This is a genomic window from Streptomyces sp. NRRL F-5135, from assembly GCF_000719775.1.
Lineage (GTDB): Bacteria > Actinomycetota > Actinomycetes > Streptomycetales > Streptomycetaceae > Streptomyces > Streptomyces hebeiensis.
Genome location: NZ_JOHR01000009.1, coordinates 268,511 through 289,714, shown reverse-complemented (window position 1 = coordinate 289,714; position 21,204 = coordinate 268,511). Strand labels below are relative to the sequence as shown.

Below are 21,204 nucleotides of genomic sequence, written 5' to 3'. Positions count from 1 at the left end.
GTTACGGCACGTCCACCCAGACCGCCTCCGACGGTGTTCCCTTGTCGTCCGTCACGAAGAGCATGTACCAGCCCGACGGCACCAGCGCGCTGTTCTCGGGGACAGTGACCTCGATGCCCTCCGCCGTCTTCTTCATGTCGAGCGCGATGGAGCGCTGTTCGACGTCCGTGACGTGCGTGACCGCGCTCGGGCGCATCAGCTTGGCCGTCTTGATGGACGCCGCGTCCTTCGTCGTGAAGACCGCCGAGCCGCCCCGCTCGATCTCCTTCGGGCCGTCCGTCAGCTCCGGGCGCTCGTCGCGGAAGAGGTAGGGCGGGGTGTAGATCTCGATGCGCTGCTCGAAGGTGCCCGGCTTGGTGTTGGCCTTGTCCGAGAACAGGGGGTCGGAGCCGAAGATCATGACGCGGCCGTCCGGGAGCAGGACCGAGCCCGAGTGGTAGTTGCGGCCCACCGCCGGGTCGGCCACGCGCTTGTAGGTGTCGGACTTCGGGTCGTACAGCCGGGCCTGGAGGATGTCCGTGCCGCCGCGGCCCCGGTAGTCCTCGGAGCCGCCCGTGACGAGCAGGCTGTCGTCGGGCATCAGCGACGCGCTCGGGTAGCGGGTGCCCTTGTCGAGGGCCGGGCCGTCCTTGAAGCGCGGATCGGCGTCCTTGAGGTCCACCAGGCGGGACTTCTCGCTGGACTTCTTCGACTCGCCGACCCCGCCGCCGCCGATGACCATGAACTTCTGGTCCTGCGCGGGCGGCAGCATCACCGTCGCCGAGGTCTCCATCTGGTCGGCGTCGCTCAGGCCCGGGATCTTGTCGAACTTGTTGGTCTTCAGGTCCCAGACGCCCGGGTCACGGCCGACGTCGGCCGGACCGTACCCCGCGTTGGACCCGCTGTAGAAGAGCTTCCCGTTGTCCATCAGGAAGATCGCGGGATACGTGGGGAACTTCCGGATGATCCCGGTGTACTCCCACTTCTTCGTCTCCGGGTCGTAGATCTCGTCCTTGCCGGGCACGATCTGGCCGATCTCGTCCAGTCCGGACAGCGCCAGCACCTTGCCGTCCTCGAGCGTGGTCAGCGTCGGGTACCAGCGCGCCTCGTTCATCGGGTCGACCTTGATGTACTTCTCCGCCACCGGGTCGAACTCGAAGGCGTCCCTGATGCCCTGGAAGTCCTTCTTGTCGAGTGCCAGCTTCTGCGCGATGCCGTAGACGTTGCGGGCGTCGGAGCCCTTCATGCCGTGCACGCGGTAGTTGTCCTCCGTGCCGGTCTCGTACCGCGCGCCCGACTTGCGGGCCTCCACGTAGATCCGGCCGAGGCCCGGCTCCGTACGCAGGAACGCGCCCGTGTCCGGGTCGAAGATCTTCTTCGCCTTCTCCACGAGCACCGGGTCCTTGGAGACGAACGTCTTGCCGTTCTCCTTGCCGGTGAACATCGTGCCCGCGGGCAGCGTGATCGGCTTGTCCGGGTCCTCGTTGTGGACGATCATCAGTCCGCCGGCCTTGGTGACGTCGCCCTTGAGCTTCTCGTACCGCTTCGTACCGCCCGCCACCAGCAGGTTCCCGTCAGGGAGCTGGGTGTGCCCGGAGCAGAACATGTCCTTGGGCGTCGGGATCATCTTGTACGAGTTGTCCTTGGGGTCCCAGAGGATCGACTCGAACTTGCCCGCGTCGAAGTTCTTCTGGTTGTTCCCGGAGCCGGCTATCAGCAGCACCTTGCCGGTGTGCAGCAGCGAGGCGTGGATCGAGTTGATCTTGAACTTCGCCGGCACGTCCAGGAAGCCCCAGTGGCCGTTCGCCGCCTTGTAGTCCGGGCGGTTGATCTTGTACTCGTGGTACTGCTCCGAGCTGAACCGGTAGAGCGCGGGCCCGTTCATCCCCGCCACCGCGACCACGACCGCGGCGCCGATCGCGAGCCGGCGCGCACGGTTCTTGCGGTGGTTCTGCCGGACGGGAATGGCGCTCATTGCTTAGGTCCCCCAAGGGAAATCTGGGCTGTCTGATCGGGATCGTCGGGCGCCGCGTGCCGGGCGCGTCCGGTGGCGGGACCGGCCGTCGAGTCGGTCATCGGGCGGGCCGTCCGCGCGGCCGGTTTGCGGTACGGGACGCTCAGCGGCACTCCCGCCATCGGGCCGACGAAGGAGTCCGCCGTCGGGTCGGCCCCCGGCGCCTGCGGAAGCGGTTGAGTCGTCCGGAACTGCTGGGTCTGCTGCAACTGCGGGGTCTGCTCGGCCTGCTGGGCCGACTGGAACTGCTGGGGCTGGGGGAGCTGCTGGGTCTGTCGCGCCTGCGCTGCCTGCGGCGTCGCCATGGCGCCGGGCTGCGTCCCCGCACCGCCGCCCCGGTGCGCGCCCCGCTTCCGCTTGGTGTTCTTCTTCTCCTGGCGCATCCCCCAGCGCCAGATGAGGATCGGCGCGGCCGTGATCAGCATGGCGAGCGTCGCCCACGTGATCATCGCCGGGTGGTCGTGGCCGAACACGAAGGACGCGACCAGCGAACCGCCGAAGACCAGGATGAAGAACAGATGGATGCGGAACGTGCCGAAGAGGGTGTCCGGGCTGGACGAGTCGCCCTTCGGCGTCACCACGAAGGAGCTCTTGCGGCGCAGGACCGAGTCCGTCAGCGAACGCGCGTACAGCGGCGCGGACATCGCGGACATCGCCATCCCCGCCAGGCCGCCGGAGCCCTCCGGCTCGTGCGGTGAGACGTTGTGCCGGCGGTTCCAGATGTAGAGGCCGATCTGGAGGGCCGAGGCGTTCCCGTACAGCATCATCCAGATCGCCGGGTCGATCTGCACACCCGAGGCGCCCATGCCCAGGAACAGCGCGCAGCTCAGCGCCGCGAGGATCCAGTTGAGGGCCGACATCGGGTAGAAGATGATCATCATCGTGTAGTTGAAGAGCTTGCCGGGCGGCAGCGTGGTGAAGCCCTTCCAGTACTGCTTGAGGATCGTCTCGTACGTGCCCCGCGACCAGCGCAGCTGCTGGGTGAAGAAGTCCGTCCAGGCACTGGGGCCCTCGCCCACGGCCAGCACGTCCGGGGTGTAGACGGAGCGCCACTTGTTGCCCGTCGCCGGGTTGCGGTGACGGTGCATCTCGAAACCGGTCGCCATGTCCTCGGTGATGGAGTCGTACAGACCGCCGATCTGCTTGAGCGCGGAGATCCGGACGGCGTTGCTCGTGCCGACGAACATGGGCGCGCCGTAGCGGTTGCCCGCGCGCTGGATCAGGGCGTGGAAGAGGAACTGCTGCGACTCGGCGGCCTTCGTGACGAACGTGTCGTAGTTGCCGTAGACCTGCGGGCCGATGACGAAACCGACGTCCGGGTCGCGGAAGTAACCCAGCATCCGCTCCAGGTAGTTGGGCAGCGGCACGTGGTCGGTGTCGACGGAGGCGAAGTAGTCGTAGTCGCCGCCGTGCGCCTCCAGCCAGGCGTTGTAGTTGCCGTGCTTGGTCTTGGCCCGGTGCGCGCCCTTGGGCTGGTTCCACTTCGCTATGCCCTTGCGGGAGAAGTGGCGTACGCCGAGGCGGGCGCAGACCGCCTTCACCGCCGGGTCGTCGCCCTCGTCCAGCAGCCATACGTGCATCACGCCGCGGTGCCGGATCCGCACCGCCGCCTCCAGCGTCTTCGTCACCATCTCCAGGGGCTCCTTGCCCGGCACGAAGGAGGTGAGGAAGGCGACCCGGGTTCCGTTTTCGGGTACGACGGGTACGGGGTCGCGCGCGACGAGCGTCGCGTGCGCGTTCGACAGGACGTTCATCGTGCGGAACAGCTCGATCAGTCCGATGGAGACGAGCATGATGATGTCGAGGACGAGGAGCGTGTCGTTCTTGAGGTTCGGGTCGCGCTCGGTCCAGTGCTGGGGCTGCATCAGCCAGACGAAGAGGCCGAGCGAGAGCAGCGGCGCCGCTCCGAGGAGCAGCGCGGCGCGTATCCGGTGCGTCTCCTGGGAGAGCAGCGAGCGGTACCGCACCGTGTACGGCTCGGTCGGGTCGGGCTGGGTGAGCGGGCCGGCGAGCCGGCTGTAGTGCTCGTAGTCGTACTTGGGCAGGGGGGCCTGTTTGCGGGCCCGCTGCCGCTGCGCGGCGTTTCTCAGCTGGGAGGGAATCCGGAGCTGGGTGGTCCGGGTGACATCACTGTCCTGCCGGGCGCCGTCTGGCGTAGACGTCATGTCCATCCCCCTGCACGCACGCGAGCGGCGTGCTGACTGAATCGATCGTTTCCGCCCGGATGACCCCTCGGCCATCGGCCCGGACGGTGTCCCTTGCGAGCGCCGTCCTCATGGAGATGGCGGACAGCGGCCATCCGGTTGCATGAGGCCGCGGACGGCCGCTATGCGTGAACCGGGTCCCCCTGCCCCACCTGACGACCATGGGGGCATTCCCTCGCATCGCGTCCAACTGTTCGGACCGCATGCCCCATTGGGTCAATGGGCTCAGCTTAGGTTGTCCGACCGCTGCCGGGATCGCAAGGAAGAAAAAGGACGTTTACCAGCTGTTTGGGTGCTTTGAGCGGCTGGTGTGACGGATGCTTTGGCGGTCGCGCGGTGTCTGTGAGGGTCATGGCGATCCTGTGATGACGTACGGCGGGGGCGTGTGGAGTGTGCTCGGGGGTGCGTGGGGCCGGCGGGTGCGCGTACCGCGTCGTCGGACACGAAAGAAGCCCCCTCACGTGGAGTGAGAGGGCTTCTTCGCGATGCGTGCGCCGCCAGGGACTCGAACCCCGGACCCGCTGATTAAGAGTCAGCTGCTCTAACCAACTGAGCTAGCGGCGCCTGCTGACCTGGACAACTTTACCCGACCGGCGAGGGTGCCTCCGACCAATTGGTGGTAGCTGCGGCCTGTCGCATTGTCCTTTCGTCCCTTTGATACGTAAAAATGCGCTTCATTCAGTCTCGTGTGACAATGCCGATTTTTTGTGGAGAGGATCGTATGACCGTCCCGGTCTTCGAGGAGTACGAGCCCGCTCCCGACTGCCCCTGTGCCGGGTGCGGGCGGCGGCGGCGCGAGCTGGCCAGGGGCCTGCCGGTGAGCGCGGGCGGTCACCGGGCCGCGCACGGCGCCCGGCGTGCGCTGGTCGCGGTCACGGCGGCGGGGGTCGCGCTCGGCGCGACGGGCGCGGCGGGAGTGGCCGCGGCGGTGGAGGCCGACGTCGCCCGCGCCGACGGTGCCGCACGGGCCGACGTCGCCCGTGCCGTCGGTGACGCCGGTCCTGACGCGCCGCCCGGCGACCAGGGGCCGACGAGCCCGCAGGGCGACAGCACTCCCCTCTACGGCCGGCCCCTGCCGGGACCCCGCCCCGACTCCGGCCCCCACGAGGCCGAGACCAACAAGATCACCCGCGCGGAGATCATCAGCCGGGCCAAGGTGTGGGTGAACGCCGAGGTGCCGTACAGCATGGAGACGTACTGGTCCGACGGGTACCGCCAGGACTGCTCCGGATATGTCTCCATGGCCTGGAACCTCGGCAGCAACGAATGGACGGGCAGCCTCGCCAAGTTCGGCGAACGGATCGAGCGGGAGGAACTCCAGCCCGGGGACATGCTGCTCTTCCACAACCCGGAGAATCCGACCAAGGGGTCGCACGTCACGCTCTTCGGCGGCTGGGCCGACTACACGCACTCCTACTACCTGGCGTACGAGCAGACCAAGCCGCACGCGCGTGCCCAGGCCACGCCCATGGCGTACTGGAGCAACTCCGACAGCTACGTGCCGTACCGCTACAGGGGCGTCGTCGCGGACCCCGACGGCAAGAACCCCGGCGAGGGCGTACCGGCCGTCTTCCCCGGCGAGGAGTTCTTCGGGCCGGGTGCGAACAACGCGTACGTGACCCAGCTCGGCGAGATGCTCGTCAAGCGCGGCGGGAAGCGCTTCTACGAGGTCGGCCCGGGGCCGCGCTGGAGCGAGTCGGACCGGCGGGCGACGGAGGCGTTCCAGCGCGCGCAGGGCTGGCGCGGTTCCGACGCGGACGGTCTGCCGGGCCCGACGACCTGGCTGTACCTGGTGAACGGGCTGGGCAAGGACATCCCGGCCGCCGAGCCGGACGAGCGGGGGAACGGCCAGGGCGCGCACCCGGCACCCGGCTTCCCCGGGGCCGGCCACTTCCGGCCCGGCCGGGCGAACACGCACGTCGAACAGCTCGGTGAGCAGCTCGTGAGGAAGGGCTTCGGCAGGCACTACGCCGTCGGCCCGGGGAGGCGCTGGACCGAGGCCGACCGGCGCAACGTCCGGGACTTCCAGCGCGCCCAGGGCTGGCGCGGTTCAGACGCCGACGGCTACCCCGGCCCCCACACCTGGCGGCGACTCTTCGCATGACGGAGGCAAGGATGACGACGACGGCCCCGCAGCCGGGCGACGAAACGGGCACCCGGCCCGTGCCCGCCCCGACCGACTACGCGTACGCGGCCCGTGGCGCGCGCCCCGTCCGGCAGGTGAAACGGCCTGCCGCCCGGCCCGCCCCGTACGGGGCGGCGCGGATGGTGCCGGACGAGGCCGGGGGCGCCGGCCGAGACGACCGGGAGGCGGCCGACGCGGCAGCAGGTCCGGGCGCCGCCGGCCCGGGCGCCGGCCCCGGCTCGGACAGCGACTCGGGCCATGAGGGTCGTCCGGCCGGCGAATCGGGCAGACAGGGCGGCGGCGATCGTACGGGGCCGGTGCCGGTGCCGGGGCCGGACCGGGGCGGCGCCGATCGTGGCGGACCCGCCGCCGGGGACGCCCCGGAGGCGAGGGACGGCTTCGCCCGGAACGAGGCCGCCGACGCGGAGACCGCCGAACCCGTCCCCGAACCCGGTCCCGTTTCCGAGCGCGGACCCGTCCCCGAACCCGTATCCGGGCCCGAGGCCACCGGCGCGGACACCGTTGCCCTGGAGGGCACTCCGATCGCGGGGGGCTCCGCTGCCAAGGAGGCCCGGGGACCGGACGGTTCACGAGGGTCCGTGCCCCAGCCGTCCTCCCGGCCGTCCGCCCGGCAGTACCCGTCGGCCGGCACCGACGGCCCGCCCCCCGGCGGGGAGAAGACGGCGCGGCGCGGCCCCCTCATCGTGGCGGGGTCCACCCAGGAGATCCCCGTTCACCTCCTCTTCCGCGACGACGTTCCCCCGGGAGCCGGGCGACGCGGCGACGGTGCACCGGGCCAGGGCGCGGAAAGCCGTGGCGCACAAGGACGCGGCGTGCGTGGCGAGGGCGGCCTGGGCGGTGGCGACGACCGGGAGAGGGAAGCGCCCCGAGTGCAGCGGGCGCCGGCCCCCGCCGGTGCCTCCCCGCGCATGGCCTCCCGCCCCGATTCCCCGCGCTCCACCCCTCCGCGCCCCGCTTCCCCGCGACCCGCCGCGCCCCGCTCCGGCTCGGCGCGCGGCGTGCCGGTCGTGGACTCCGGACTGGCCGAGCGGCCGGGGCCCGTGCTGCCCGGGCTGCTCGCCGTGTGCGCCGGGGTGTTCGTCCTGCTCGGCTGCGCGGCCGTGCTCTGGTGGACCGGTGCCGTCCCCGGCGTCGTCGCCGACGCGCTCCATCTGCCCGCCCGGCCGTACCACGGCTTCGGCCCCGCGCAGTGGACTGTGCTCGGGCTCGGAGCGGTCCTGCTGCTCCTCACGTTCGGCGGCCTCGCGCGGGGTGAGGTGGGACAGGCGTGGGTGCTGACGCTCTTCGGTGGCTACCGGGGCAGCGTGCGCCGTACGGGGCTGGTGTGGATGAGCCCGTTGCTGCTGCGCCACCTGGTGGACGTACGGCTGCGGCACTGGCGCAGCGAGCCCATGCCCGCCGTCGACGCGAACGGCACCGCGCTGCGGGTCGTCGTCCTCGTCGTCTGGCGGGTGCGGGACACCGTGCGTGCGGTCCTGGGGGTCGAGGACCACGAGGAGTACCTGCGCGAGCAGGTGGAGGCGGCACTCGCGCGGGTGCTCTCCCAACTGCCCGCCGACGCCTTCCACTCGGACGCGGCGACGCTGCGCGACGCCGAGAGGCTCGGTGCGGAGCTGTCCCGGATCCTGGCGGCCGAGTGCAAGCCCGTCGGCATCGACGTCTTCTCGGCGCAGCCCACGCGGATCGAGTACGCGCCGGAACTCGCCGCCGTGATGCAGCGGCGCCGGATCGCCGCCATCGACGCCGAACACCGCGACAGCGTGCTGACCTCGGTGGTGGACGCGGTGGACGACACCGTGGGCCGGCTGACCTCCCGCGGGCTGGTCGAACTGGACGACTATGAGCGCAAGGCGCTGGTGAGGGACCTGACCATCGCCTTCTACACCGGGCGGCAGGGAGCCGGTGAGCCCGTGTGACCGGCCGGTGAGCCCGTGTGACCGGCCGGTGGGCCTCTGCGACCGGCCGGTGGGCCTCTGTGACCGGCTTCCGACCGCTGGTGTGTTTGTTATGGACATGCCTAACCGCTGGCCATAGTCTGGGACTTGGTCTAGACCGCAGCGCCGCCACCACCCCGGGGTTCCCCCGCACGCGTGCACCACACAGCTCACCGAACTCCCCACGTTCTCTGGAGCGAAGCATGCGAAAGAAGATGGGCGCGGCCGTCGTCGGCCTCGCCGTGGCGGGCGCCTCCCTGCTCGCCACCGGAAGCGCGAGCAGCCATGGCTACACCGACTCACCCCTGAGCCGGCAGAAGCTCTGTGCCAACGGCACGGTGACCAACTGCGGCGACATCCAGTGGGAGCCCCAGAGCGTCGAGGGGCCCAAGGGCTTCCCGGCCGGAGGCCCCGCGGACGGGCAGATCTGCGCCGGCGGCAACAGCCGGTTCAGCCAGCTCGACGACCCGCGCGGTGGCACGGGCTGGCCCACGACGAAGGTGTCGAGCGGCCAGAACTTCTCGTTCCGCTGGCAGTTCACCGCCCGCCACGCCACCAGTGACTTCAAGTACTACCTCACCAAGAGCGGGTGGAACCCGTCCCAGAAGATCACCCGTGCGTCCCTGGACACCCAGCCGTTCCTGACCGTGCCGTACAACAACGCACAGCCGCCGGCGACGCTCTCGCACTCGGGCACGCTGCCGTCGCGTTCGGGGCGGCACGTGATCGTGGCGGTGTGGACGATCGCCGACACGTCGAACGCCTTCTACTCCTGCTCCGACGTCCAGTTCTGACGTCCGGACACCGGGCGGCGTGGCACCGCCGCGCCACGCCGCCCGGGCCACCGCGTCCCGCCGGCGCGCCGAGCCTCTCCCGGCCCGGCGCGCCGCTTGTCGTTCCGCGGCTCGTCCGTCCCGCCGAGTGGTCTTCCTCATCGCGGGCAGAAGAGAGTTCACAAGTGAACATGACGAGAAATGAAGCGACATGAACGAGATTCGGGAGAATCGGATGCTCGGTTACGGCAACTCCTCCACGGCCTCGACCTCTCGGTCCCGCGCGAACGGCCTGTCGATCGCCTCTCTGGCCAGCGGAATCGTGGGGCTGTTCGCCTTTCCCGCGATCCTGGGGCCGATCGCGATCCTCTTAGGCATGTTCGGGCAGAAGCAGGCGCCGCCCTCCGGCGGGAAGGCCGGCCTCGCCAAGGCGGGGATCGTCCTCGGCATCGTGGACCTCATCCTCTTCGCCGTACTCCTCTCCGTGGCCGCCGCGCTCAGCGGCTGAGCGTCGCCGCGCGGGCCAAAGCCCCACTCGGCCCGGACGTGAACGTCCCTTCCGGGGGCGTACGGTCCGGCCGCGATCAGCCCCGGGTCCTCTTGGGCCCGGGGCTGATTTCCGCCCTTGCCCGTATGCCCTCCCGGGCGTCCCGGACGTCCCCCTGGCGTCCCTGGTCGTCCCCCGTGCGTGCCGCCTCGCCCCGTACACCCTTTCCGTGTCGACCGCCCGGGTGCGAGCGGTGAAGATACGCGACAGATGTGCGTCGCCCTACCACATGTCGGCCTCCAACTGAGGTTTTTCGTAGACGTGTTCGCGCCTAAAAGGTTTGTCGGTGCCGGGATGTGGGGGACCATTTCCGTACCGGTCATCGCGCGTAGACCCCAGCGACAGCAAGGCAGTTCACGCTGAGGACGCTCCGGCCGCCCCGGGCCCGAGCGTCTCCCCCCACCAACCTCACGGAGGCTGTTCCGTCATGCGCAGACGCCTGGCAATTCCGCTCGCCGCCGCGATACTCGCCCTGCCCGCCACGCTGCTGACAGCACGTCAGGCGGCGGCCGCCCCCGCCGACAAGCCGCAGGTCCTCAGCAACTGGACGCAGGAGTCGGCCGCCAGCTACAACACCTGGCTCGCCGCCCGCGGCAACCAGGGAGCCTGGACCGCCTACGGCTTCGACTGGTCCACGGACTACTGCTCCTCCTCCCCGGACAACCCCTTCGGCTTCCCCTTCCAGACCGCCTGCGCGCGCCACGACTTCGGTTACCGCAACTACAAGGCGGCCGGCCAGTTCGACGCGAACAAAGCACGGCTGGACTCCGCCTTCTACGCCGACCTGAAGCGGGTGTGCTCGGCGTACTCCGGCGCTTCGAAGGCGTCCTGCGACGCCACGGCGTGGACGTACTACCACGCGGTGGACATCTTCGGCGTGACCCCGATGGTGGACGGCTCGCGGTCCGTCACCTGAGCCGCCCGTACTCGACAACGCGCTGCGCTTCGTACCGCCGCACAGCACGATCACCCTGGCCACCGTGGTGGGGAACCCCCCCCCGGGCGTCCCGGGGGGCCTGGTCGAGTTCCATGTGACCGACCAGGGACCGGGCATGAGCGGGCAGCAGCGCGACCGTGCCGTCGACCGGTTCTGGCGGGCTCCGGGCTCCACTCACGAGGGGGCCGGGCCCGGGCCGGCCACCCGGCTGTCGGGTCTCCAGTGCGCCACACATCCGATGTATTGACATGTTCGCGAAGTGTCCCTATCGTCCAGGCCGACCGATTCGGTCGATATCGGGAACTGCGTTCTCATTCGTGAAGAGAGGTCATCGGATGACACGAACCAGAACCGTGCGGTTAAGTGTTCTTGGCGTTCTCGTCCTGCTGGCCGGTCTGCTGAGCCTTCAGCTCACCGGTCCTGCCCCACGGGCGACGGCCGCACCGGCCGCCTTCACCCACCCCGGGGTGCTGGTGAGCCGGGCCCAGCTCGACCACGCCCGGTCGAAGGCGCAAGCCGGCCAACAGCCCTGGAAGGCCGCCTACGACTCCATGATGGCCAGCTCCTACGCCTCGCTGTCGCGCACCGCCAAGCCGCGGGCCGTCGTGGAGTGCGGCTCGTCGTCCAACCCCAACTACGGCTGCACCGACGAGCGTCAGGACGCGATAGCGGCCTACACCGACGCGCTCGCCTGGTACTTCACCCGGGACAGCAGGTACGCCAAGAAGTCGATCGAGATCATGGACGCCTGGTCCGCGACCATCACCGATCACACCAACAGCAACGCTCCGCTGCAGAGCGGCTGGTCCGGGGCGACCTGGCCGCGCGCCGCCGAGATCATCAAGTACACCTACGACGGTGGCTGGCCCAACGCCGGCCGCTTCGCGACCATGCTGCGCGACGTGTACCTGCCCGAGGTGATCAACGGCGCGGCGACCAAGAACGGCAACTGGGAACTGGTCATGACCGAGGCGGCCATCGGCATCTCGGTCTTCATCGAGGACCGTGCCGCCTACGACAAGGCGGTCAGCACGTTCCTCGCCCGGGTCCCGGCGTACGTCTACCTGACGGGCGACGGCGACCTGCCCGAGCCGCCCGCGGGCAGCGGCATCGACACCAGCGCCGAGATCATCAAGTACTGGCAGGGCCAGAGTACGTTCACCGACGGCCTGGCCCAGGAGACCTGCCGCGACTTCGGGCACACCGGCTGGGGCCTCGCCTCCCTCGCGGACGTCGCGGAAACCAGCCGCATCCAGGGCCAGGACCTCTATCCGAAGATCCGGGAGCGGCTGCGCCACGCGCTGGGCTTCCACACGTCCTACGAGAACGGCACCGCCGTGCCGTCCTGGCTGTGCGGCGGCTCCGTCGAGAAGGGTCTCGGCCGGGTCACGGAGGTCGGCTTCAACGCGCTCCACAACCGCCTCGGCATCGCCATGACCAACACCCAGAAGTACACCGAGGCGCACCGGCCGTCCGGTACGGACAACTACTTCAACGCCTGGACGACTCTCACGCACGCCGACAACCCGTACTGATACCGGGCCGGCGCCCCCGCCGGCCCGAACCTGTCCCGTACGGGCTCACCACACGCCGAAGGGCGTTCTCGGAAACCGAGAACGCCCAGGTCAGCTACATGATCGCACGTGCGCCGCCAGGGACTCGAACCCCGGACCCGCTGATTAAGAGTCAGCCGCTCTAACCAACTGAGCTAGCGGCGCCTGCTGACCGGAAAATCATACCCGGCCCGCGGGGGTGCTCGGGACCACAGCCGGTCCGGCGGTCCCGAGCAGCGCCGCGAGCCGCTACAGCGTCAGCGAGAGCGCCATCGGCGCGGCCCGCCGGTGCAGGGTCTCCGCCGCCGCGCGGAGCCGGTGCGCGTGCTCGACCGGGAGCGAGAGCGCGAGGCAGCCGACCGCCGCCCCGGCGGTCAGCGGGACCGCCGCGCACACCGTGCCCACCGCGTACTCCTGGAGGTCGAGCACGGGCACCGTCGGCGGCTGGCTGTCCAGCCGGGACAGCAGCAGACGTTCGCTGGTGATCGTCCGGGAGGTGAACCGGGCGATCTTGTGGCGGGCCAGATGGTCCCGGCGGCCGTTCCGGTCCAGCTGGAACAGCAGGCACTTGCCGATCGCGCTCGCGTGGGCCGTGGAGCGGAAGTCCACGTACTCGTTGACCGCGGGGGTCAGCGGGCTGTCCGCGATCTGGGTCACCTTGATCTCGCCGTCGATGTAGCGGCTGAGGTAGACGGCGGCGCCGACCGAGTCGCGCAGCTCGTGCAGCGTGGTCTCCAGCCTGGCCGCGAGAGCCTGCCGGCCCGCGGCGCCGGAGCTCAGCAGGGCCAGGGAGTCGCCCGCCACGTACGCCCCGTCCGCCAGCCGCTCCACGTACCCCTCGCGGCGGAGCGTGGCGAGCAGGGGCGCGAGGTGGGCGGCGGGCAGTCCGCTCTCCCGGGAGATCCGTGCCTCGGTGACCCCGCCGCCGTGTTGGGACACGGCTTCCAGAACGCGCAGGACATGACGCGCCGAGTGGAACGGCGCCGTCGAATCCGGCTTCAGCACCACGGTTCCCCCCAGCAGGTTGTGACCGCAAGCTCGAGCCCACGATAGCCGTCATGGGCCGTTCGCGGGGTGGCCGTCGGGCGGCGAAGACGATGCGGCCCGGCGCCGCACGCTGGGCCGCATCGCGCTGGCATATGCCAGCGGCACACTACTTCGCGGTATGGGGAGGTCAGAGCACCGCGCTCAGGAATTCGCGGGTACGTTCCTGTTCCGGGTCGGTGAAGATCTTCTCCGGCGGGCCGGACTCGATCACCTTTCCGGAGTCGAACATGAGGACGTCGTCCGAGATGTCGCGGGCGAAATTCATCTCGTGCGTCACGCAGAGCATGGTGATGTCCGTGGTGTGGGCGATGTCCCTGAGCACGTCGAGCACCCCGGCGACCAGCTCGGGGTCCAGCGCCGAGGTGACCTCGTCCAGCAGCAGGATCCGCGGCCGCATCGCCAGCGCCCGCGCGATGGCGACCCGCTGCTGCTGGCCGCCCGAGAGCTGGGTGGGCTTGGCGGCGCAGCGGTCGCCGAGGCCGACCATGTCGAGCAGTTCCCGGCCGCGCTCCTCCGCCTCGTCCCGGCTGAGCCCGAGGACCCGGACCGGCGCCTCGGTGATGTTGCGCAGGACGTTCATGTTGGGGAAGAGATTGAACTGCTGGAACACCATGCCGATGTTCTTGCGCACTTCGCGCACGTGCCTTCTGTCGGCGGGGTAGAGGTTTTCCCCGTCGATGGTGATGGTGCCCTCGTCCGGTGTCACGAGGGTCATCAGCAGCCGGAGGATCGTCGTTTTCCCCGAGCCGGACGGGCCGATCAGGGTGACGTGTTTTCCGGGCCTGGCCGAGAAACAGAGATTGTCCAGGACGGTGTTCTTCCCGAACCGCTTCGTCACTCTGTCGAATCGGATCAGCTCACCGTCCGGGAGGTGCTTCGCGGCCGGGTCACCCGCGGTCTTCGGTGGTGTGATGTCAGCGGACAAGACGACGCTCCAGGGCTCGCATGAGAAGAGAAGCCGGATAGGCGATGAGGATGAAAGCGACACCGACCACGGTCAGCGGCTCCGTGTACTGGAAGGTGGCCGCGCTCTCCAGTCGCGACTGCTGGAGCATTTCCAGCACGCTGATCCCGGCGAGGAGCGGAGTGTCCTTCAGCATCGAGATCACATAGTTGCCCAGCGCCGGGACGATCCGCCGGATCGCCTGCGGCAGGATCACCGCCGTCCAGGTCCGGCCGGTCGGCAGACTGAGCGCCGTGGCCGCCTCCCACTGGCCGGGCGGCACCGCCTCGATACCGGCCCGGTAGACCTGGGCGGTGTACGTCGAGTAGTGCACGCCGATGGCGATCGTGCCCGTCGTCAGCGCCGAGAACTGCACACCGAACTCGGGCAGGACGAAAAAGAAGAAGAACAGCTGCACCAGCAGCGGCGTGTTCCGGATGAATTCGGTGACGGCGTGCACCGGCCAGCGGATGAAACGCGTCGGCGCCCGGAACCCGATGGCCCAGATCAATCCGAGGGTGAAGGAGAGGAGCGAGCCGAGCACCAGCACCTGGAGGGTGACGAGCAGGCCGTCCAGGAAACGCGGCATGAAGTCCGCGACGGCGGACCAGTCCCAGGTTTTCACCGGGCACCCCCAGGAGTCGCGGTGATACCGATACCCGCCTTGGTCCTGCGTTCCACGGACCGCATTCCACGGGCGAGGACGAAGGCGATCACGAAATAGATCACCAGGGTCACCGAGTAGATCTGCGCGCTTTCCTGGGTGGCCAGGCGCACCAGGTACGCGGCGAACGACACGTCGGCCACCCCGAGCAGGGAGACCAGCGCGGTGCCCTTCAACAGCTCGATGAGGAGGTTGCTGAACGGCGGGATCATCTCCGGCACCGCCTGCGGCAGCTGGATCAGCCGCATCTGCTGCCAGCGGGTGAAGTTCAGGGCGATCCCGGCCTCGCGCTGGGCCGGGGCCACGGAATTGAGCGCCCCGCGCACGACCTCGGCGCCGTACGCCCCGTACGACAGCCCCAGCGCCAGGACGGCCGCCCACATCGGGACCAGCGCCCAGCCGAACAGGCTCGGCAGCACGAAGAACAGCCAGAACATCAGCACCAGCGCCGAGGTGCCCCGGAAGACCTCGGTGTAGAAGCCCGCGAGGAAGCGGACGACGCGCGAGCGATGGGTGCGGGCCATGCCCACGGTGAAGGCGACCGCGGTGGCCAGGGCGGCGCTGTACAGGGTGAGTTGCAGGGTGATCCAGATGCCGGGGAGCACCCAGTGTGTCCAGAGGCCCGCTGTCATGCGCACAGCTCCTCTGCGGTGAGGGTGGTCATCTCGGCCTTGGTGAAGCCGAACGGCTGGAGGATGCGGAAGAGCTCGCCGTTCTTCTTCATCTTGTGGATCTCGACGTTGAAGGCGTCCCGCAGGCCGGTGTCGGTGGGCCGGAACGCGAAACCGCCGCCGTCGATCTTCTTCTTGCCGTCCACGATCGGCGCGAAAGGCTTGGTGGCCTCGGCCCTGCGGCTGTTCTTCACCACGTTGCGGCTGGTGAGCGCCGTACCGGCGAAGACGTCGACGCGGCCGGACTCGACGGCGTTCAGGCCGGCGACGGGATCCTGGAGGATCACCAGCTCCTTCTCGGGGACACCGGCGGCGATGGCGTAGTCGATCTCCGCGTAGCCGGTGCCGGTGGCGATCTTCGCCTTGGTGCGCACCACGTCCTGGTAGGAGTGCAGCCCCTTGGGGTTGCCCTTGCGCACGATGAACGAGTCGAGCATCTGGTACTCGGGGTCGGCGAAGATGACCTGCCGGCAGCGCTCTTCGTTGATGTACATCCCGGCGGAGACGACGTCGAACTGCTGTGAGTTCAGGCCGGGTATGAGCGAGGAGAAGTCGGTGGCCACGGGCTGCACGGAGCCGATGCCCAGACGCTTGAAGATCACTTTGGCGAGCTCCACGGCCTCGCCGGTGAACTCGCCCTGGTCGTTGATGTACCCGTAGGGGACCTCGCCCGCGATGCCGAGCCGCACGGTGCGCTGCGACTTGAGGCGGGCGAGCGTGTCGCCGGAGGGGACCCGGCCGCAACCGGCGGCGCCGAGCGCCCCCGCGGCGCCCAGCGCGGCCGTGCCCAGGAGCAGAGAGCGTCTGCCCATGAGGCGATTCGGGATGCTTGGCGCGTGTGGTGTGTTCGGCGTATTCGGCTGATTCTTCGTTCTTCTCTTGTAGTGCTCTGGTGGTGGAGCCATGGGCGCGCGGCTACCCGACTCCACGCGTCTTATGCCCATCATTTCGAGCCGATCTTCGGCCTGGGCCTTGACGTGGGTGCGGCACGGCACATTCCTGATCCTGCGCTCCCTTGACGCATGGCGCCAGGCGAGGACCATGAGGAGATGACCGACCGATTCGTGACTGTGTCACTGGACAAGCGCGGCGTGAGCTGTACCGCGAAACTCCTCGATGACCGGGCTCCGGTCACCTGCGCGGCGGTGTGGGAGGCGCTGCCACTGGGTTCGGACGTGTACCACGCCAAGTACGCCCGCAATGAGATCTACGCGCTGTTCCCGGCCTTCGCGGCCGAGGAGCCCCCGCTGGAGAACCCGACCGTGACCCCCATCCCGGGGGACCTGTGCTACTTCACCTTCTCCGAGACGGAGCTGGGCACGGCGTCGTACGGCTACGAGGAGAAGGCCGTGCGCGGCCGGCGCACGGTCGTGGACCTCGCCCTCTTCTACGAGCGGAACAACCTGCTGATCAACGGCGACATGGGCTGGGTCCCCGGCATCGTCTGGGGCTCGGTGGTCGAGGGCCTGGAGGAGATGGCCGACGCGTGCCAGGACCTCTGGCGCGCGGGCGCGGTGGGGGAGACGCTCAGCTTCCGTCGGGCGTAGCCGCGGCCGTAGGCGCGGCCGTAGCCGGGCGGGAGCCGCGACCGCCGGCTCGAGCGGGCCCCGACGGGGCGCCTCGCCGGGCCGGCTCCGGCGGGGCCACAGGCAACCGGAAGTCCCGGAACGGCGCTGCCGGGCCGCGTGGGCCCGACACCGCGGACGCGGCCACGGGCCCTCCCGGGCTCCGACGGGCAGGCGTTCCGTCAGCCTCCCGTCGGGGGCGGGACCTGGGCCGCTCCCGACTCGTAGAGCGCGTGGGCCGCCCGCATCACCAGGACATCGGCATGGCGCGCCGCGATCAGTTGCGCCCCGATCGGCAGCCCGGCCTCGTCCACCCCGCACGGCACGGTCGCCGCGGGCTGCTGCGTCAGGTTGAAGGGGTACGTGAACGGCGTCCAGCCCGTCCAGCGCCGGTACCCCGACCCTCGCGGGACCTCCGCGCCCGCCTCGAACGCCGTGATCGGCAGCGTCGGCGTGACCAGCAGGTCGTACGACTCGTGGAAGCGGCCGAGGCGCCGGCCCAGCTCCATCCGCGCGTCCACGGCCGCCAGGTAGTCCAGCGCGCTGTAGCGCTCGCCCGCCGCCACGATCTCCCGCAGTCCCGGGTCGAGCAGCTTCCGCGCCCGCGCCCCGAGCGGCTGCACCACCCGGGCCGCGCCGCTGAACCACAGGGTGTGGAAGGCTTCCACCTGGTCCGTGATGTCCGGGTCGGCCTCCTCGACGTACGCGCCGAGCTCCGCCAGCCGCTCCGCCGTGCGCCGCACCGCCGCGGCCACCGCCGGGCGGACCGCCACCTGGCCGCCGAAGGAGGGGGAGTACGCCACCCGCACCCCCTTGACCAGCGCGCCGGCGTCCCCCGGGGCCGCGGTGAGCGCCGCCGCGACCGCCGGCGCGGGGGCCAGCTGCGACCAGTCGCGCCGGTCCGCGCCGCTGATCACGTCCAGCAGCAGGGCGGCGTCCGCCGCGTCCCGCGTCATGGGACCGGCGTGCGCCAGCGTGCCGAACGGGCTGGACGGATACAGCGGTACGCGCCCGTACGTGGGTTTGAGACCGAAGATGCCGCAGAAGGAGGCTGGGATACGGACCGAGCCCCCGCCGTCCGTCCCGATCGACAGCGGCGCCGCGCCGAGCGCCACCGCCGCCGCGCTGCCGCCGCTGGACCCGCCCGAGGTCCGGGACAGGTCGTACGGATTGCGCGTCACCCCGTCCAGCGGTGAGTCCGTGACCCCCTTCCAGCCGAACTCCGGGGTGGTCGTCTTGCCCACGAGCACGGCGCCGTGCTCGCGCAGCCGCGCCACGGCCGGCGCGTCCTCGTCCCAGGCACCTCCGGGCGAGATGGTCCTGGAGCCGCGCAGCGTCGGGCCGCCGCGCTGGAGGAAGAGGTCCTTCACCGACACCGGCACCCCGTCCAGCAGTCCCCGCGGCTCGTTCGCGCGCCACCGCCGCGCCGACGCCTCGGCCTGCGCCAGCGCCGCCTCGGAGTCGACGCGTACGAAGGCGTTGACCAGCGGCTGCACCGCCTCGATCCGCTCCAGGACGGCGCGGGCCGCGTCGACGGGGGAGAAATCCCCTCTCTCGTAGCCGGCCAGGAGCTGCCGCGCGGTGAGGCCGGCCAGGCCGGTCAGGCCTGTCGGGGCGGCCGGGCCTGTCGGGTCGGCCGGTCCGGCCGGGGACGTGTGATCACTCGTGGGTTGATCAGTCATGGGGCGCCGCATGTGATCAGTCATGCATGGGCACGTACCCACGTTTCTTGTCGACCACGTTCGGAAGGGGCTTTCCAGCTGCCCAAAGTTCATACAGGTCGACGAATTGTTCGCCCAGCCGGTCACGCCAGCCGATCGTGTCGCCACTCATGTGCGGAGAAATGATCAAACTCGGCACGTCCCACAGGCGACTTTCCGGATCCAGAGGTTCCGCTTCAAAGACGTCGAGGGCCGCTCCCGCGATCCACCTTTTGGTGAGCGCCTCGATCAGATCCGGCTCGACGACGAGTTGGCCGCGGCCCACATTGACGAAACGCGCGGACGGCTGCATCAGTCCGAAGAGCCGCGCGTCGAACATCCCGCGCGTCGCGCCGGTGAGCGGAGCCGCGCAGATCACCCAGTCGGCGCGGGTCAGCAACTGGTCCAGCTGATCGGCCGCGTGCACCCCCGGGCGGGCGGTACGGCCCGTGACGGCGACCGTCACGTCCAGCGCGCGCAGCGTGGCGGCGATGGCCCGGCCGATGGGTCCCGCGCCGACGACGACCGCCCGGCTGCCCGCGACCCGCAGCCCTTCGCGGTGCCGCCACCGGCGCTGGCGCTGCAGCTCCAGGGTGCCGGGAAGGTCCTTCGCCATGGCGAGGACCAGACCCGCCACGTATTCGGCGATGGGCTCCTCGAAAACGCCCCGGGCATTGGTCACGACGGTGTCGGAGTGGATCAGTTCGGGACAGAGCAGCCGGTCCACCCCCGCGCTCGCCGTGTGCACCCAGCGGGGCCGGGGGCCGGGCCCCGGCCAGGCGTCGCGTACCGCGTCGGAGGTGAAGTCCCAGACCAGCAGGGCGTCGGCGGAGGGGAGTTGCGCGGCGAGGGTGCTCTCGTCGGCGTACCGGACATGGGCGCGGCCGGTGAGCCGGCCGAGCCGGGGCGGCGGATCCGCGTTCAGGACGAGGAGCGTGGGCACGGACGGCACGGATGACGCGGACGACACGGATGATGAGGACGGTTCAGGCATGGGGGGCACCCTTCTGCCGGGGCTGAGCCCGCCGGAGGCCGGGCCGCGGGGACCGGGCCGGGCCAGGTGGGTCCGCCGGTTCGATCAGGCCACTCCCGGGGCCGGTATCCGATCGGGCCCGGGGCGAATCCCTTGGTACGACGATGCCCCGGCATTTCCCGGAGGCAAATTCCGTGCAACATGAGATGGGCCGATTGACCACGCTCGCACCTGGCTCCTACCGTCGTCAACAAGGGCTTGATTAGGGGGCAAGACATGGAAGTCTCCTTTCTGGGCGGGCCGCAGCCGCAGCGTGGTGTCGGCGTGGTCGCTCCGTTCGATTTCGCACTCGACCGCGAATTGTGGCGGTGGGTGCCCGACGAAATCTCGCTGCGCGTGACGCGAACCCCTTTTGTGCCGGTCGAGGTCTCCCTCGACCTGGCGCGGCTGGTCAGCGAGCACGAAACCCTGGGCGAGGCCGTGCGGGCCCTGGGGGCGTCCGAGCCGGAGGTCATCGCGTACGCCTGCACGTCGGGGAGTTTCGTCGGCGGAGCGGCCGGTGAGCGGGCCATGTGCGAGGCCATGACCCGGGCCGGCGAGGTCCCCTCGGTGACCACGTCGGGGGCGCTGGTCGAGGCCCTGGAGGAGCTGGGCGCGAGCCGGATCGCGCTGGTGACGCCCTATACGGAGTCGGTCACCCAGTCACTGGAGGAGTACCTGGCGGAAGTGGGGGTAACGGTCACGGGTCGCGCTTTTCTGGGGCTGACCCGGCACATCTGGAAGGTGCCGTACCGCTCGGTCGTGGACATGGCGCGGCAGGCCGTCGTCGGGGCGGCCGACGCGCTCTTCATCAGCTGTACGAACCTGCCGACGTACGACGCGATCCCGCAATTGGAGGCCGAGCTGAGGATGCCGGTGCTGTCCGCCAATCAGGTGACGATGTGGGCGGCGCTGCGCAGGCTCGGGGCTCACGCGGTCGGTCCGTACCAGGGGCTGCTGCTCGACCGGCCGCTCGCGAGCGAGGTGCTGCCGGTGCCGCCGGTGCTGCCCGTGCTGCCGGGACCTTCGGTGGAGCCGCTGCTGGCGGACGACGACCGGGTCGCGGGCGAGCGGATCGTGGCCGACGACCGGGTCATGGCGGACGGCCGGCTCGACGCCCTCGACGCCATGGAGACGATCGACGCGGTCGTCCCGGTGGAGTCCCTGGGGCCCGTGGAGTCGTTCGAGCCCCTGGGGGCGGTCGAGGTGTTCGGGACCGGGGACACGTTCGGGACCGGAGACACCTTCGGGACCGGGGAGGCGCTGGGACCGGGCGAGCCGTTCGGCACGGCGGAACCGTACGGAGCCGCCGATCCGCCGGCCGGAGCGGTCGGCACGGTGGATCCGGTGGGCGCGGTCGGGCCGGTGGGTCCGTCGGCGGCCGGACCGATTCCGCCGACCGGACCGGTGGCGCCGGTCGATCCCCCTCCGCCGGGTGACGCCCGCCCGCCGTTCGAACCGTTGCCGTGGGTGCGGGCCCTCCCGCCGGTGCTCCCCGGCGGACCGGTCACGCCC

The 21,204-nt window shown here is 70.3% G+C and carries 16 protein-coding genes, 2 tRNA genes and 2 pseudogenes; 9 read left to right on the top strand and 11 right to left on the bottom strand.

What is annotated here, in order from left to right; genetic code table 11:
* Position 1: 1 nt before the first annotated feature.
* From IG02_RS0118190 to IG02_RS0118180, 3 genes are all read right to left on the bottom strand, one after another.
* Positions 2 to 1,954, bottom strand: a complete 1,953-nt coding sequence (locus IG02_RS0118190; RefSeq protein WP_030748656.1) for a kelch motif-containing protein — start codon at positions 1,952 to 1,954, stop codon at positions 2 to 4.
* Entirely contained in the window at positions 1,951 to 4,158 is a 2,208-nt protein-coding gene (locus IG02_RS0118185; RefSeq protein ID WP_420707761.1) for a glycosyltransferase family 2 protein, read from the bottom strand. Before IG02_RS0118185 ends, IG02_RS0118190 begins: the two co-directional genes overlap by 4 nt.
* Positions 4,159 to 4,687: 529 nt before the next feature.
* Positions 4,688 to 4,761 (bottom strand) — tRNA-Lys (locus tag IG02_RS0118180).
* Between the two features lie 157 nt (positions 4,762 to 4,918).
* Here IG02_RS0118180 and IG02_RS0118175 point away from each other — a divergent pair.
* The 7 genes and pseudogenes from IG02_RS0118175 (at position 4,919) to IG02_RS0118150 (ending at position 12,069) form a co-directional block, all read left to right on the top strand.
* Complete coding sequence (locus IG02_RS0118175; protein WP_030748650.1) at positions 4,919 to 6,301, top strand: peptidoglycan-binding protein; 1,383 nt, start codon at positions 4,919 to 4,921, stop codon at positions 6,299 to 6,301.
* 11 nt (positions 6,302 to 6,312) lie between these two features.
* On the top strand, positions 6,313 to 8,259 hold the full coding sequence (locus IG02_RS37865) for an SPFH domain-containing protein (protein ID WP_107055625.1): 1,947 nt from the start codon (positions 6,313 to 6,315) through the stop codon (positions 8,257 to 8,259).
* Positions 8,260 to 8,480: 221 nt separating this feature from the next.
* Positions 8,481 to 9,071: a lytic polysaccharide monooxygenase auxiliary activity family 9 protein gene (locus IG02_RS0118165; RefSeq protein WP_030748644.1), complete on the top strand. Its 591-nt coding sequence runs from the start codon at positions 8,481 to 8,483 to the stop codon at positions 9,069 to 9,071.
* Between the two features lie 190 nt (positions 9,072 to 9,261).
* A complete protein-coding gene (locus IG02_RS0118160; protein WP_234314797.1) occupies positions 9,262 to 9,558 on the top strand; it encodes a DUF4190 domain-containing protein in 297 nt (98 codons plus the stop codon).
* A gap of 466 nt (positions 9,559 to 10,024) precedes the next feature.
* On the top strand, positions 10,025 to 10,513 hold the full coding sequence (locus IG02_RS0118155; protein ID WP_030748638.1) for a phospholipase: 489 nt from the start codon (positions 10,025 to 10,027) through the stop codon (positions 10,511 to 10,513).
* A gap of 19 nt (positions 10,514 to 10,532) precedes the next feature.
* A pseudogene (locus tag IG02_RS41620) lies at positions 10,533 to 10,781 on the top strand (hypothetical protein); the annotation flags it as partial.
* Between the two features lie 88 nt (positions 10,782 to 10,869).
* Positions 10,870 to 12,069 carry an alginate lyase family protein gene (locus IG02_RS0118150; RefSeq protein WP_030748634.1) on the top strand — a complete coding sequence of 400 codons (1,200 nt, stop codon included), beginning with the start codon at positions 10,870 to 10,872 and terminating at the stop codon, positions 12,067 to 12,069.
* Between the two features lie 109 nt (positions 12,070 to 12,178).
* On the opposite strand, the gene IG02_RS0118145 is transcribed toward IG02_RS0118150, so the two are convergent.
* The 6 genes from IG02_RS0118145 to ehuB all read right to left on the bottom strand — a co-directional run bounded on the left by IG02_RS0118145 (position 12,179) and on the right by ehuB (position 16,224).
* A tRNA-Lys gene (locus tag IG02_RS0118145) sits at positions 12,179 to 12,252 on the bottom strand.
* Positions 12,253 to 12,336: 84 nt separating this feature from the next.
* Positions 12,337 to 13,095, bottom strand: a complete 759-nt coding sequence (locus IG02_RS0118140; RefSeq protein WP_030748630.1) for an IclR family transcriptional regulator — start codon at positions 13,093 to 13,095, stop codon at positions 12,337 to 12,339.
* A gap of 166 nt (positions 13,096 to 13,261) precedes the next feature.
* Positions 13,262 to 14,047, bottom strand: a complete 786-nt coding sequence (ehuA, locus tag IG02_RS0118135) for an ectoine/hydroxyectoine ABC transporter ATP-binding protein EhuA (RefSeq protein WP_107055633.1) — start codon at positions 14,045 to 14,047, stop codon at positions 13,262 to 13,264.
* Between the two features lies 1 nt (position 14,048).
* Positions 14,049 to 14,666 (bottom strand): ectoine/hydroxyectoine ABC transporter permease subunit EhuD, encoded by a 618-nt coding sequence (ehuD, locus tag IG02_RS0118130; protein WP_030748623.1) that lies wholly within the window; start codon positions 14,664 to 14,666, stop codon positions 14,049 to 14,051.
* Positions 14,667 to 14,698: 32 nt separating this feature from the next.
* On the bottom strand, positions 14,699 to 15,373 hold the full coding sequence (gene ehuC, locus IG02_RS0118125) for an ectoine/hydroxyectoine ABC transporter permease subunit EhuC (protein ID WP_030748620.1): 675 nt from the start codon (positions 15,371 to 15,373) through the stop codon (positions 14,699 to 14,701).
* The gene (gene ehuB, locus IG02_RS0118120) at positions 15,370 to 16,224 is read right to left on the bottom strand and encodes an ectoine/hydroxyectoine ABC transporter substrate-binding protein EhuB (protein WP_030748617.1); all 855 of its coding nucleotides are present in this window, start codon (positions 16,222 to 16,224) and stop codon (positions 15,370 to 15,372) included. Before ehuB ends, ehuC begins: the two co-directional genes overlap by 4 nt.
* A gap of 237 nt (positions 16,225 to 16,461) precedes the next feature.
* Here ehuB and IG02_RS0118115 point away from each other — a divergent pair, with 237 nt between their 5' ends.
* The gene (locus IG02_RS0118115; RefSeq protein WP_030748613.1) at positions 16,462 to 16,959 is read left to right on the top strand and encodes a DUF3830 family protein; all 498 of its coding nucleotides are present in this window, start codon (positions 16,462 to 16,464) and stop codon (positions 16,957 to 16,959) included.
* A gap of 200 nt (positions 16,960 to 17,159) precedes the next feature.
* On the opposite strand, the gene IG02_RS0118110 is transcribed toward IG02_RS0118115, so the two are convergent.
* Together IG02_RS0118110 and IG02_RS0118105 are read right to left on the bottom strand one after the other, a co-directional pair.
* Positions 17,160 to 18,659 (bottom strand): amidase, encoded by a 1,500-nt coding sequence (locus IG02_RS0118110; protein WP_078854605.1) that lies wholly within the window; start codon positions 18,657 to 18,659, stop codon positions 17,160 to 17,162.
* 16 nt (positions 18,660 to 18,675) lie between these two features.
* Positions 18,676 to 19,671 (bottom strand): D-2-hydroxyacid dehydrogenase, encoded by a 996-nt coding sequence (locus tag IG02_RS0118105; protein ID WP_051765224.1) that lies wholly within the window; start codon positions 19,669 to 19,671, stop codon positions 18,676 to 18,678.
* Positions 19,672 to 19,926: 255 nt separating this feature from the next.
* On the opposite strand from IG02_RS0118105, the pseudogene IG02_RS0118100 reads away from it, so the two are divergent.
* Positions 19,927 to 20,757 (top strand): annotated as a pseudogene (locus tag IG02_RS0118100) (maleate cis-trans isomerase family protein); the annotation flags it as partial.
* Positions 20,758 to 21,204 lie beyond the last annotated feature (447 nt).